Source organism: Streptomyces sp. NBC_01275, assembly GCF_026340655.1.
GTDB lineage: Bacteria > Actinomycetota > Actinomycetes > Streptomycetales > Streptomycetaceae > Streptomyces.
Map to the genome: position 1 here is coordinate 6,962,759 of NZ_JAPEOZ010000001.1, position 13,898 is coordinate 6,976,656.

General features: G+C 74.4%; 8 protein-coding genes. 5 read left to right on the top strand and 3 right to left on the bottom strand.

Annotated features, from left to right (window positions below; all coding sequences use genetic code 11):
• Window positions 1-35: 35 nt before the first annotated feature.
• From OG562_RS31045 to OG562_RS31055, 3 genes are read left to right on the top strand one after another with little or no spacing between them, the layout of a single operon-like run.
• A complete protein-coding gene (locus OG562_RS31045; protein WP_323187576.1) occupies window positions 36-1,001 on the top strand; it encodes a hypothetical protein in 966 nt (321 codons plus the stop codon).
• A gap of 43 nt (window positions 1,002-1,044) precedes the next feature.
• Window positions 1,045-1,713, top strand: coding sequence for a hypothetical protein (locus tag OG562_RS31050; RefSeq protein ID WP_266403777.1), 669 nt, complete (start codon window positions 1,045-1,047; stop codon window positions 1,711-1,713).
• Window positions 1,679-2,638, top strand: a complete 960-nt coding sequence (locus tag OG562_RS31055; RefSeq protein ID WP_266403779.1) for an inositol monophosphatase — start codon at window positions 1,679-1,681, stop codon at window positions 2,636-2,638. The genes OG562_RS31050 and OG562_RS31055 overlap by 35 nt, the downstream gene beginning before the upstream one ends.
• On the opposite strand, the gene OG562_RS31060 is transcribed toward OG562_RS31055, so the two are convergent.
• Entirely contained in the window at window positions 2,592-3,905 is a 1,314-nt protein-coding gene (locus OG562_RS31060) for an SLC13 family permease (protein WP_266403780.1), read from the bottom strand. The genes OG562_RS31055 and OG562_RS31060 overlap by 47 nt on opposite strands.
• 134 nt (window positions 3,906-4,039) lie before the next feature.
• On the opposite strand from OG562_RS31060, the gene OG562_RS31065 reads away from it, so the two are divergent.
• Complete coding sequence (locus tag OG562_RS31065) at window positions 4,040-9,994, top strand: TIR domain-containing protein (RefSeq protein WP_266403782.1); 5,955 nt, start codon at window positions 4,040-4,042, stop codon at window positions 9,992-9,994.
• 66 nt (window positions 9,995-10,060) lie between these two features.
• Here the strand turns inward: OG562_RS31065 and OG562_RS31070 are convergent, their stop codons facing one another.
• On the bottom strand, window positions 10,061-11,233 hold the full coding sequence (locus tag OG562_RS31070) for a serine hydrolase (protein ID WP_266403783.1): 1,173 nt from the start codon (window positions 11,231-11,233) through the stop codon (window positions 10,061-10,063).
• A gap of 253 nt (window positions 11,234-11,486) precedes the next feature.
• Here OG562_RS31070 and OG562_RS31075 point away from each other — a divergent pair, with 253 nt between their 5' ends.
• The gene (locus tag OG562_RS31075) at window positions 11,487-13,181 is read left to right on the top strand and encodes an RNA polymerase sigma factor (RefSeq protein ID WP_266403786.1); all 1,695 of its coding nucleotides are present in this window, start codon (window positions 11,487-11,489) and stop codon (window positions 13,179-13,181) included.
• Here OG562_RS31075 and OG562_RS31080 read toward each other — a convergent pair.
• Window positions 13,163-13,855, bottom strand: a complete 693-nt coding sequence (locus OG562_RS31080; RefSeq protein ID WP_266403789.1) for a glycerophosphodiester phosphodiesterase — start codon at window positions 13,853-13,855, stop codon at window positions 13,163-13,165. The genes OG562_RS31075 and OG562_RS31080 overlap by 19 nt on opposite strands.
• Window positions 13,856-13,898 lie beyond the last annotated feature (43 nt).

Consider the following 13,898-nt stretch of genomic DNA (forward strand, 5'->3'; position numbering starts at 1 on the left):
CTACCATGGAGGTCTGCCGTCGGGGGAGGGTGGACGTGTCGCGCAGCACACCGCAGTCGCCGGGGCGCCGGCTGGAGGACTCGATCGCGTGGGCGGTCCGCAACGCGGACGGGGTCGTCGCCATCGGGGTCGCCCTCACCGTCGGCCTGCTGGACATCACGGACCGGAAGTTCAACGACAACATCGTCACCGGCTCGATCCTGCTGGTCCTGGCCGCGCTGGTCTACGGATCGCTGACCGAGCGCCGGAGACGGCTGGCCGACATCCGGGACGCGACCGAGGGCACGAGCCGGGCCATCGAGGACCTGTCCATGGTGCGCACGCTGTCCGGCGCCGAGGTGGGCTTCGCGCACGAGCAGGCCCGTCGCAACACCGCCCGCTGGGTGTTCAAGGGCGGCACCGGCACCTATCTGCGCGCCGTCACGCTCCCGCAGTGCGTCCTGGAGGCACAGCGGCAGCGCCGCTCCCTCAGCATGAAGATCGACATCGTCAACCCGGCCGACGACCGGGTGTGCGCCGCCTACGCCCGGTTCAGACGCACCTTCGGCCACCGCCAGGAGGGCGGCGCGTTCACGGAGTGGACCCTCGAACGCACCCGCAAGGAGTCGTACGCCACCGTCCTCGCCGCCAGTTGGCACCGGCAGCGGCTGGACACCCTGGAGATCGACGTCCATCTGTCCTCGGTGGCCCCGACCCTGCGCTTCGACCTCTCCGACACCTGCCTGATCATCACCCAGGACGACCCGCGCCGCGTCAGCCTGTACGTGGAGCGAGGGCGGCCGCTGTACGACTACTACGTCACCGAGTTGCACCAGGGCCGCGAGCAGGCGGTCAAGCTCGATCTGCGCGAGGCCACCCCGCTGAGCGAGGAGCCGACCGTCGACGAGGTCAGACGCCTGCTGGAGCGGCTCGGACTGCCCCTGCCCACGAGTTTCACCGACCGTGACGTCGGCGACATCATCGACAAGGCGCTGCGCGCGGAGGACCCCTACCGCAGGTGAGCGCCGTGTTTTCGCCTTCTGGTTCGCCTTCTGGGGGGACGCGATGGACTACCCGGCCCTGGAACGGGCCGCCCGGCGGGAGGACTCCGCCGAGCTGGTGCGGCACGCCGCATCGGAACTGCACCAGGTCGTCACGGGCCGCCGCGCGCTGCACGCGGTGCGCCATCCACTGGGGTTCGTCTGCCTGCCCGTGCTGCGCGACGGGCCGCGGGGCGTCTGCGTGCACGTCTTCGGTCCCACGGACCCCATCCTGACCGACCATCAGATCCACTCCCACAGCTGGGAGTTGATCAGCACCGTGCTGTACGGACGGCTGGGCAACCGGCGCATGGGCGTGGACGAGGACACCGAGAAACCCACCCACCGGGTGTTCGAGGTGCACAGCGACCCGACCGGCCTGGACGAACTGCGGCCCACCAGACGGCTGGTGCGCTGTCTGCCGGGCGCCGAACAGACGAGTTCACGAGGCCAGACCTACGCCCTGCCGGCGGGCGAGTTCCACACCACCGTGGTCCCGGACGGCCGTCCGACCGCCACGCTGGTGCTGGGGCGGACCCTGCCCGGCCGGGCGGACCTCTCCCTGGGCCCGGTGCGGGCCCCGGGCCACCGGGTGATGCGCAGACAGTGCGACACGGCCCAGACCGCCCGGATCGCCCGGGCCGCCCTCTGGAGGATCCATGAGCCCGAACCACCCCGCGAACCCCCCGTCTGACCCCGCCTCCGGCTTCACCCCCGACTTCACCGCGGAGTGCCGTACGGCGGTGACGGCCGCCGAGGCGGCCGGGGCGCTGCTGCGGTCCCGGTTCCCCGACGGCTTCGCCGCCCGCCCCAAAGGCGCACTCGGCGACGTCGTCACGGACCTGGACCTGCTCGCCGAACACCTGGTGGTCGACCGGATCCGCGCGGACTTCCCGCACGACCGCATCCTCGCCGAGGAGGCCGGCGACCTCGGCGGCGAGGGCGGCGCCGAGGACGGCCGCGGCCGCACCTGGCTGGTGGACCCCCTCGACGGCAGCAACAACGTGGTGATCGGACTGCCCGTCTACGTCGTCGGCATCGCCCTCTGCGTCGACGCGGCGCCCGTGGTCGGCGTGGTCCACGACCCGGTCACCGGACGGACCTGGTCGGCCCGGCACGGCCGCGGCGCGCACGGGCCCGCCGGACCGCTCGCTCCCGGGAGCCGCCCCCTCTCCCCGGCCGGCCCCCTGCTGGCCTGGACCCAGGGACACGCGGTCCGCCGCGACGACCCCACGGTCCGTGCGCTGCGGCACACCCTGGAACTCCGCTCCCGCCGACTGCTCCAGCTCTGGGCCCCGCTGGTCGCCTGGGCCATGCTGGCCCGCGGTGACATCGACGGCTTCGTCGGCTACCGGGCCGAGGCGATCGACCTGCCGGCCGGCGCCCTGCTCGCCCGCGAGGCCGGAGTGGCCCTCCGGCATCTGGACGGCCGGGACTTCGCCGGCGGCTTCACCGGCCCGGACACCGAGCGGTCCTTCGTCGCGGGCCGCCCGGAGATGCTGCCGACCCTGCTGGACCTGGTGGCGACGTCCACGCCGGCGGGGCGAACCGGCCGGACGCGCGCCGCCTGGACTACCGGGTCAGCGCCAACGCCCCCACCGACGCGGCCACCGCGCTGACCGCCAGCACCGCGCCCGTCCCCAGCAGGCGGGTCAACGGGACCCGTACCCCGTAGGCGAGGCAGCGTTCGTACCAGAGCAGGGTCGCCAGGGAGGCCCACGGGGTGATCACCGGGCCCGCGTTGGTGCCGATCAGAAGGGCGAGGAGCTGGTCGTGGTTGGCGACGGGGACCGCGTCCTCGCCGGCCAGGTAGACGGGCAGGTTGTTGAGGACGTTCGACAGCCCGCCGCCGACCGCCGCCGCCCGGAACTGTCCCAGGACGCCGCCTTCGTCACCGACCGCGGCGGCCAGCAGCTCATGCAGACCGTGCGCGTTGACCGTCTCCACCACCAGGAACATCCCCGGCACCATCACCAGCAGCCGCCAGGGGACGAGGGACCAGCGCAGCGCCGAGCGGTCGCGCAGCGCGAACACCGCCACGGCCGCCGCCGCCGCCGTCGCGGACGCCGCCCACAGCTCCACGTCGGCGACCAGGATCGCCAGCAGAAAGCCCCCGCAGCCCAGCGCGCAGGCCCGGAACAGCACCGGGTCGGCGGGCCGGTGCACCTCGGGCGGCGCATAACGATCGGCGCCCTTCCCTCGTACGCCTTCGGCCGGTACGCCGTCCGTGCGTACGCCTTCCGTCTGTACGCCTTCCGTCTGTACTCCCTCCGCCTGTACGTCCTCCGCCTGTACGTCCTGTGCCCGCGTCGCCCCCGGGCCGTCGCCCCGGGCTGCCGGGCGCTGGGCCGTGCGACGCGCCCGGCGCCAGAAGAAGCCCCACAGACAGGCCATGGTCACCGCGATCGCCGCCAGTTGGGGGGCCCACATCCGTCCCGCGAGGCCCAGGGGGGACAGTGCCACCCGGTCCGCGGCCAGCAGGTTCGTCAGGTTGGAGACGGGCAGGAGCAGGCTCGCGGTGTTGGCCAGCCACACCGTGGTCATCGCCAGCGGGACCGCCGCGATGCCGACCCGGGCGGCCAGCGCCAGCATCACCGGGGTCAGCAGGACGGCGGTGGTGTCCAGGTTCAGGGCGATCGTCGTCACCGAGGCGAAGGCCACGCAGAGGAGGAAGAGGAGCGGGTAGCTGCCCCGGCCCGCCCTGGCGACCCGCGCCGCCACCACGTCGAACACCTCGGCCCTGCTGGTCAGTTCGGCCAGCACGATCACCGTGCCCAGGAACGCCAGCAGCGGGGCGATCCGGGTCATCGCGTCGCCCGCCCGGGCGGTGGGCAGCAGGCCCGAGGCCACGCACGCCAGCCCGACCGTCAGGAGACCGATGGCCACCTTGTCCAGTACATGCAGTCGATGTAGTCGCCATAGAACAGACACGGTCGGAAGGGTCGCACACCTGTGCCCCGGTGTGACCAGGGGCTGCGAAACCGGTTCATATCCACGCTCGTTCATTGCATGATGAATACATGGGGGACCGTCAGATGACCGGTGAGACCGGGCCGTTGGACTTCTTCGTCAGTTATTCGCCCGCCGACGAACGCTGGGCGTCCTGGATCGCCTGGACGCTGGAGGAGGCCGGATACCGCACGGTCCTCCAGGCCTGGGACTTCGTGCCCGGCACCAACTTCGTGGACTTCATGGACCGGGGCGTCAGCGAGTCCGCGGCCGTCGTCGCCGTGCTCTCGCGGAACTACGAACGGTCCCGGTACGGCCGGATGGAGTGGCAGGCCGCCCTGCGCGCCGACCCGGACGCCCCCGAGCGCCGGCTGCTCACCGTGCGGGTCGAGGACATCCCGGTGGAGGGCCTGCTCGCCACCATCACCTACGTCGACCTGGTGCCCGTCGCCGACCCGGCCGCCGCCCGCGACCTGCTCCTGACCCGGGTCCGCCAGGCCCTCGACGGCCGGGCCCGGCCCAGCCTGCGGCCCGACTACCCGGGCAGCGGCCGGCCCGTGCCGCCCGCCCCCGCGCCGCCGGTCGCGCCCCCGCCGGACCGGCCGCCGGACCGGCCGCTGGGCCGTCCCGGATGGGCCGGGCGGCGCAGGCCCGCGGCGCCGCCCGTGTACCCGCGCGTCCCGGGGGACGCCGCGACCAGGGACACCGTCACCGTGCTCCAGCTGGCCGGGCCCGCCTTCGGGCGCGGCCAGGATCCGGCCGAACTGCAGGCGGCGATCTGGGGGGATCTGGTCGAGCTCGCCGACGCCGGCGCCCCGTCCCCCGATCTGCTGGTGGTCACCGGCGACCTCACCGCCTCCGGCAGCCCCCGCGAGTTCGACCAGGCGCTGGCCTTCCTCACCGGACTGCGCGCGCTGCTCGGCCTCGAACCCCACCGGGTCGCCCTCGTCCCCGGCGGCCACGACGTCAACCAGGCCGCCTGCCGCGCCTACTTCAGCACCTGCGAGGCCGACGAGATGCCGCCCCGGCCGCCCTACTGGCCCAAGTGGCGGCACTTCGCCCGGCTCTTCCAGGAGCTGTACCAGGGACTCGACGCGGTCTTCGACAGCGACCAGCCATGGACCCTCTTCCCCGTGCCCGAACTGCACACCGTCGTCGCGGGACTCAACTCCTCCATGGCCTACAGCCACCGGCTCGACGACCAGTACGGCCTGGTCGGACCCGAACAGGCCGCCTGGTTCGCCCAGGCGCTGCGACCGTACGAGGAGGAGGGGTGGCTGCGGATCGGCGCGCTGCGCCACGCCCCCGGCGCCGCCCGGACCGCCGCGCCGCGCGGCGCCGCCCCGGACGGCTCCGGGCCGCTGCGCGACACCGACGTGTTCGCCCGCCTCACCGCACCCCGCCTCCATCTGCTGCTGCACGGCCCGGCGGGCGGCGGCGCGCATCCCGCCCTGGCCACCGCCGCCGGCGAACTGCCGCTGCTCGGGGCCGCCGGGCCCGCCCGCCACCAGCTGCTGCGCCTCGGCCGCGAGGGGCTCGCCGCCTGGCCGGGCCCCGGCGAGCCGCGGCGCAGCCGGGTCCAGTGGCGGCGGGCGCACCGCGCGTTCGCCCCGGACGAGGCGGCCTCCACCGACGTCCCGGACGCGGTCGCCGCCCCCGACGCCGAGCCGCGCGCCGTGCAGTCCCCGGCCGAGATCCTGCTGGCCCGCGTCGCCGAGGTCTGCCGGACCCGGCACGAGGGCGCCCAGATCCGCCCGGTCGCCGGACCGGTGCCCCAACTCCTGGTCACCTGGACCCAGTCGGGCTTCGTGCGACAGCAGCGCGTCGCCGTGCACACCGGCACTCCGACCGCCCAGGACGTCGACCGGATCGTCGCCCTCGTGCACGCGGCCGACTCCCAGACCGAGGCCGAACTCGTCCACGACGGCCCGCCGCCCGCCCGCGACCTGCGCGACCTGGCCCGCCGCAGAGGCGTCCGGGTGCGCAGCTTCACCGAGTTCCAGGGCCTGCTCGACCTGCGCGCCTACGTCGGCGCCCAGAGCGAGCGGCTGCGCACCGACCCCCGCTATCCGCCGGGCATGTATCTGCCCCAGCGGTACCGGGAGGTGGAGCGCATCGACGCCGAGGACCGCGACGGCCTGGTCGACGACATGCTCCGCCTCCTCGACTCCGACCAGGGCCGCTTTCTGCTGCTGCTCGGCGACTTCGGCCACGGCAAGACCTTCGCGCTGCGCGAGCTGGCCCGCCGTATCCCCACCGAACTGCCCCACCTGGTGCCGCTGCTGGTGGAACTGAACGCGCTGGACCGGGCCTACTCCTTCGAGGGACTGGTCGCCGCCCACCTCGCCGTCCACGGCGTCGACGACATCGACCTGCGCGCCTTCCGCTACATGCTCCAACAGGGCCGGATCGTGCTCCTCTTCGACGGCTTCGACGAACTCGTCACCCGGGTCACCTACGACCGCGCCGCCGAACGCCTCCAGGTGCTGCTGGACTCCGCCGTCGACCACGCCAAGATCGTCGTCAGCAGCCGCACCCAGCACTTCCGCTCCCGGGGCCAAGTGCTCACCGCGCTCGGCGAGCGCGTCGGCCTGCTCCCGCACCGACGCGTCCTCGCGGTCCAGGAGTTCACCCCGCAGCAGATCCGCGCCTACCTGGTCAACCGCTACGACGGCGACGACCGCGCCGCCGACCGCAGGGTGCGCCTCCTCGACGCCATCCCCGACCTGATGGTCCTGTGCCGCAACCCCCGACTTCTGGGCTTCGTCGCCGACCTCGACGACGACCAGCTGCGCGCCGTCGCCGGCGCCGGACGCGCGCTCAGCCCCGCCGGCCTCTACCAGGAGGTGCTCTCCGCCTGGCTGCGCCACGAGCGGCAGCGCGCCGCCGGCGGCCCCGGCCGGGCCCCCGGACTCAGCGAGGACCAGCTCTGGCACGCGGTCACCGCGCTCGCCCTGCGACTGTGGGAGAGCGGCCAGGACTCGCTGCGGCTGGACGAGCTGACCGACGTGGCGGAGACCCTCACCGGTCTCGCCGACAGCCGGCTGTCCGTTCCGCAGGCCGCGCACGCCGTCGGCTCCGGCAGCCTGCTGGTGCGCAGCGAGGACGGCGTGTTCCGCTTCATCCACGGCTCGGTGGTCGAGTGGCTCATCGCCCGGGAGTGCGCGGTGCGGCTGGCCGCCGGGGACAGCGCGCTGCTGGGCCGACGGCAGCTCAGCCGGCTCGCCGTGGAGTTCCTGTGCGACCTCGCCGACCACCGCGCCTGCCAGGAGTGGGCCGAACGGGCGCTCGCCGACCGGGACTCCGGGGGCGCGGAGGTCGCCCGCGCCAACGCCGTGAAGATCCTCTCCCGGCTGCGCGTGCCCGCCCACACCGACCTGCGCGGCGCGGCCCTCGCCGGGGAGGACCTCTCCTACCGCGACTTCTCCGGCGTCGACCTCACCCGCGCCGACCTCACCGACGCCCGGCTGGTCGGCGCCAACCTCTCCGGCGCGGTGCTGCGCGACGCCCGGCTGACCGGCGCCCGGCTCGACGGCGCCGATCTGACCGGCGCCGACCTGCGCGGGGCCGACCTGCGACGGGCCCGGCTGATCCGCACCGACCTCACCGACGCCCGGATCGAGGGCGGCCGCTGGCGGCGCGCCGCGCTGATCGGGGCGACCACCGGCCCCGGTCTGCCGGACGCCCCCGAACTGGCCGCCGCCGCGCTCGCCCCCGGCATGGCCGTCGACTCCGGCTTCCGGCCCTCCGCGGTCGGTGTGCCGTACGGCTTCGACATGCGCACCAGCCGGCTGCCCGAGCCGATCTCCTACAGCCCGGACGGCGAACTCCTCGCCGTCGGCAGCGAGGACGGCGGAGTCCTGGTCTGCGACGCCGCCACCGGCACCGCCCTGCGCACCCTGCAGGGTCACACCGACCGGGTCTACGCCGTCAAGTTCCGCGAGCGGGTGCTGGCGACCGGCAGCGCGGACGGGACCGTACGGCTGTGGGATCCGGTGTCCGGCGCGTGCCGGCATCGGCTGGAGATCCATGCGCGGGGCGTCTGGCCCGTCGTCCTCGACGCGGACGGCTCGCTGCTGGCCACCGGCGACGCCGACGGCGTGGTCACCCTCTGGGACACGGCTTCCGGGACACCGCTGCACCGGCTGGCCGGTCACTCCGCGCCCGTCTACACCGTCGCCCTCGCGGCGGACGGCGCCACCCTCGTCACCGGGGACGCCTCCGCTGCCGTACGGCTGTGGGACGTCGGGAGCGGGCGGCTGCTGGGGGCGCTGCCGGGGCACCGGGGGGCGGTGTTCCGGGCGCGGTTCAGCCCGGACGGCACGCTGCTGGCCACCGGGGACATGGGCGACGGGCGGGCCGGGACCGTGCGGGTGTGGGACGTGGCCGGGCGGCGCGTGCTGCACACCTTCACCGGGCACGCGGGACGCGTCTACACGCTGGACTTCCATCCCGGGGGCCGGTTCCTGGTGAGCGCGGACACCGAGGGAGAGGTGCGGCTGTGGGACCTGGCCGCCGGGGCCGCGGCCGAGGGCGGGCTGCTGGGCGGCTGCCGCGGGGCCGTGTACCAGGTGCTGTTCGATCCCGACGGGACGCTCCTCGCCGCCGGGGACAGCCAGGGCGTGGTCCGGCTGTGGCGCTTCCTCTCGGACGCCGACCGGGACGCCCGAGGAGACGCCCGGCGGGACGCCCGGCGGGACGTCCAACGAGACGCCGACCGGGGCGCCGGCCCGGACTCCGGTGCGCGGTCCGGGCCGGTCGCCGTGCCGCTGACCCGCCAGCCCCCGGAGCACCGCGGCTCGGTCTGGGTGTGCAAGTTCCGCCCGCGCGGGGAGAGCGCTGCCGGGCCCGCCCCGGAGACCGGCCCGCTCCTGGTGACCGGCGGCAACGACGGCGTCGTACGGCTCTGGGACCCGGCCACCGGACAGGGGCGGCGCATCCTGCGCGGCCACGGCCGCCGGATCGGCACCCTCTCCTTCAGCGCCGACGGCTCGCTGCTCGCGGCCGGCGGCAACGACGGCGTCGTCCGGCTGTGGCACTGCGCGACCGGGCGGCGGCTGCGGGAACTCGCCGGGCAGAGCGACCGCCTGGTCTCGGCCGTCTTCAGCCCCGTCGGCCCGCTGCTCGCCACGGCGAGCAGCGACGGCGACATGTACCTGTGGAACGCGGAGACCGGCGAGTACCAGCGCGAGATGGACGTCGAGACGGACCACGTCTGGGCCGAGGCGTTCAGCCCCGACGGCGACCTGCTCGCCACCGCCAACGACGACGACACCGTCCGCCTCTGGTACCGCGCCACCGGCGCGCACGTCGTCACCGTCGGCGAGCACTTCGGCCGGGTCCGCTCCATCTCCTTCCGGCCCGACGGGGTGCTCCTGGCGACCGGCTGCGACGACCGCAAGGTGCGGATCTGGGACGTGGCCGAGCGCCGGATCACCGCCGTCCTCGACGGACACACCGACCGGGTGTACGCCGTGGCGTTCGCGCCCGACGGCGACTGGCTGGCCAGCGCCTCCTGGGACGGACGGGCGCTGATCTGGCGGGACGGCGCGGTCGCCCACCGGCTCACCGGGCACACCGGCAAGCTGTGGACGGCCGCCGCGCACCCGCGGCGCCCGCTGCTGGCGACCGCCGGCGACGACCGCACGGTCCGCCTGTGGGACACCCGCACCGGCCGGGAGACCGCCGCCCTCACCGGCCACACCGGCCGTGTCCTGACGGTCGCCTTCAGCCCCGACGGCTCCCTCCTCGCGAGCGGCGGCGAGGACGGCACGGTACGGCTGTGGAGCGTCCCCGCCGAGGTCCCCGCCGCCGGACCCTCCGACGGCCCCGCCGCGCTCCGCGCCACCCTGGTAGGCCTGCCGGGCGGCTGGGCCGCGCTCGCGCCGTCCGGCGGCTACAAGTACGAGGGGGACGTGACCGGCGAGTTCTGGCACGCGGTCGGCATGTGCCGCTTCGAGCCGGGGGAGCTGGACGGACATCTGCCGGGCGTGCGGAACGTGGCGTTGGAGGAGCCGTTGCAGTGAGGTGTCCCTTCCAGGAGCAGGAGCAGGAGCAGGAGCAGGAGCAGGAGCAGGGGGAGCGGTCGGCCCCTACTTGAGCGCGGCCATGATGATCCGGCCGACGACCGGGTTCGCGTCCTCGCTCTTCGCGTCCGTGGAGTTGACGGAGTAGACGAGCGTGCGACTGAGGTCCCGGGTGGCGGCCATCGCCGAGTTGTAGCCGTACCGGCCGCCGGACTTGACCCAGTAGACCTTCCCCTCGGACTCGAAGCGCTGGAGCCCCGCGCTGTAGGAGGCGCCGGTGATGTCCGCCGGCACCGTGAACATCTCCTGGAGCTGCGGCTCCGGCACGATTCGGCCCCGGAAGAGCGAGGTCAGCAGCCGCTCCAGGTCCGCGGTCGTGGAGATCATGTCCCCGGCCGCGAACCGGTCCGCCTGGTTCCACTCGGTGACGTCCACGAACTCCGTCGTCCCGTCCGCCTTCTTCACCTTCTGGTAGCCGAGGTTGTGCGGGCCGAGGATGCGCGGGTCGGTCCCCGGGAAGTACGTGTCCCGCATCCCGGCGGGCGCCAGCACCAGCCGGGTGGCCTCGGAGGCGTACGACCGCCCGGTCGCCTTCTCGATCAGCAGGCCGAGGAACGTGTAGTTGATGTTCAGGTAGTGCTGCTGCTCGCCCGGACAGAACTCCGGCTTCTTCGCGCCCGCCGACGCGGCGACCTGCTGCGGGGCGAGCGTGTCGAAGCGGTGCGCGTACACCTCCTCGAAGGTGTTCCCGAGGCCGTCGCCCGCCGGTATGCCGCTGGTGTGGTTGAGCAGCTGCCGCACGGTGATCGGCCGGAACTGTCTGCCGAGGAGGCCGGGCAGATAGTGCTGGATCGGCGTGTCGAGGTCGATCCGGCCCTCGGCCGCGAGCCGGAGCACGGCCGCCGCCGTCACCACCTTCGTCGTCGAGCCGGCCCGGAAGCGGGCACCGGGGTCCGCCGCCGCACCGCTCGCCAGGTCGTGCACGCCCGCGCTGCCGCGCCAGGCGCCGTCCGTGCCGCCGACCCGGACGAGCGCGGCGGTCGCGTCGGCGTCCGGGAGGCCGGTGAGCGCGGCGGCGAGGGCCGCCGTGTCGAGGGCGCCCGTCTGCTGGGAGGCAAGGGCAGCGGGTGCGGCCGGTGCGGCCGGTGCTGCGAACGCGGGGGCGGCCAGGGGGCCGGCCGCCGTCAGGGCGAGGACGAGAGAGGCGGTGACCAGGGTGGTGCGACGGCGAGCACGCATCGGAAGGGGGCTCCAGGGGAGATCGTCGAATGGCTTCACGACGATCTTCCGGTGAACCGAGCGTCACCGGATCCTCACTGAGGAGGGCGTCCGTCCCTGGTGGATCCCTGACCAAGTCCCTTGTCTGGTAACGAAGTTACTGAGGGGTGATCCCTAGGGGCCGAAAAGTGTTATCCCGGAACCCCTCGATCCGTCTCCACAGTGTGATCTCCGACATTGCCAACAGCGCGGTCCCGGCTGAGAGGGTGCGGGCATGACGACGTACGCGGACGGCGAGGCCGGGCAGCACTGGCGCGCCACCATCGCCGCGGCGCAGGCCGGGGACCGGCACGCGCTGGACGCGCTGGTCGCGGGCTGGCTGCCGCTGGTCTACAACATCGTCGGCCGCGCCCTGAACGGCCACGCCGACGTCGACGACGTCGTCCAGGAGACCATGCTGCGCGCCGTCGACAACCTCGGCTCGCTGCGCGAGCCCGACAGCTTCCGTTCCTGGCTCGTCGCCATCGCCATGCGCCAGATCCGCGACCGCGCGCGCCGCAGGACCGCACCGCGCCTCGACGAGAGCGCACCCCACGGCGACGCCGCCGACTTCGCCGAACTCACCGTCCTCAGGCTCCAGCTGGAGGGCCAGCGGCGCGAGGTCGCGGAGGCGGTGCCCTGGCTGGACGACGAGGACCGGCAACTGCTGTCCCTGTGGTGGCTGGAGGTCGCGGGCGAGCTCACCCGCCGCGAGCTGGCCGCCGCCGTCGGCATCAGCCGCCAGCACGCCGCCGTGCGCGTCCAGCGCATGAAGGAACGCCTGGAGGTCTCCCGGGGCATCGTCCGCGCCCTCGACAGCGCCTGCCCCGACCTGCGCGACCTGACCGCCCGCTGGCCCGGCCGCCCCGACTCCGTCTGGCGCAAGCGGCTGGCCCGGCACATCCGGGGCTGCGGCTACTGCGGCGACGCCCGCGAGACCGTCGTACCGGCGGAACGGCTCCTCGTCGGCATCGCGCTCGTGCCCGTCCCCGTCGGCTTCACCCTCTCCCTGGCCCTCGGCGGCAAGACGGCGGCGGCCGCGGCGGCAGGCTCCGTGGGCTGGTCCGCGAAGGTGCTGGGCGCGCTCACCAAGCCGGCCGTCGCGGTGACGGCGGGCGCGACCCTCGCGGCAGGCGGGGCCTACATCGTCGTACAGCCCCCCGACGGCCCGCCCGCCCAGGCGGCCGTCGCCCCCACGGCGGCGAGCACGCCCGTCCGGCAGACCCCGGCCGCGCCCTCTCCCTCCTCGTCACCCTCCTCGTCCCCGTCTCCGTCGCCCTCCGTGACGGAGAAGAAGACGGCTCTGTACGGCAGTGTCGTGGACGCCGTCGACAGCGCGCCCGCCCCCGGCACCGCGCCCGCGGCCCTGCCGCGCCGGCCCGCGTCCGGGATCGCCAGCACGGGCGGCGCGCACGCCACCATGAACCACCGTGGGGACGCCGTGACGCTCACCGGCCAGGGCTATGTCCTCGTGCGCTGGCAGATCTCGCCGCAGTACCGGGCCGGCAGCCTGGTCATGCCGGCCTGGACCGGCCTGAAGGGCAAGCTTTTCCACGTGGCCTCGGGCGGCGGCCGCCGGATGGACGACCCCGTCAGCTCCACCGACGCCTCCGCCACCGGAATGGGCAACTCCACCACCGGCTACGCCGTCCTGCCCGCCGGTACCCAGCAGATGTGGCAGAACGAGTACTTCTACGTCGACGGCGACGTCACCCTCACCGTGAACGAGCGCGGCGCCGACTACGGCCTCAACGTCTTCCCGACGACCTGGGACGCCGTGGAGCAGGACGTCACCACCGGCCCCGACCAGGGCGCGACCCGCTACGGCCTGGTCCGCGACACCGGCGACGACGCGACCCCGGTCCCGCAGTACCTCACCCGCGCCGTCCCGACCGACCCGGCGACGGTGGCTCAGCGCTCGGACGTGTAGCGCAGCGAGCAGAGGGCGTCGATGCGGTTGGTGGTGATCGAGTCGACGCCCGTGTCGATCAGACGGCGCATGGAGCGGCGGGTGTCCGGGGTCCAGACGGACAGCAGGTGGCCGCCGTGGTGGACCTGGGCGGCGAGGTCCCGGTTCACCAGGGAGAAGCGGTAGTTGAGCCAGCGGGGCTTCACCGCCGCGAGCAGGGCGGGCCGCGGGGGCGCCACGCTGGTGCAGGTCAGGGCGATCTCGGCGGCCGGGTCGGCGGCGCGGACGGCGAGCATCGCGACGGCGTCGGCGCAGTAGTAGACGCGGTCCGCCGCCCCGGCCTCGCGCACGGCGTCCACGACGCGGCGCGCCTGACGCGCCTCCCGAGTCCCCGGCAGATCGATCATCACCCGGCTGCCCTCGGTCGCCGCGAGCGCCTCCACCAGCGTCGGCACCCCGCCCTCCGTCAGCCCCCGGACCTCGTCGGCCGACAGCGACCGCAGGGGCCGGTCGTGCTCCCACAGCCGCTTCAACGTCTCGTCGTGCAACAGCACGGGCTCCCCGTCCCTGGTCAGCCGTACGTCGATCTCGACGGCGTCCGCGCCCTGGTCGAGCGCGGAACGCAGCGAGTCGATCGTGTTCTCACGGAAGCGGTAGGGGTCGCCGCGATGGGCCACGGCCGTCAGGGTCTGCATGGGCCCATTGTGTCCGCTGTCTCCGCAGGGGCCCCTTGTACCG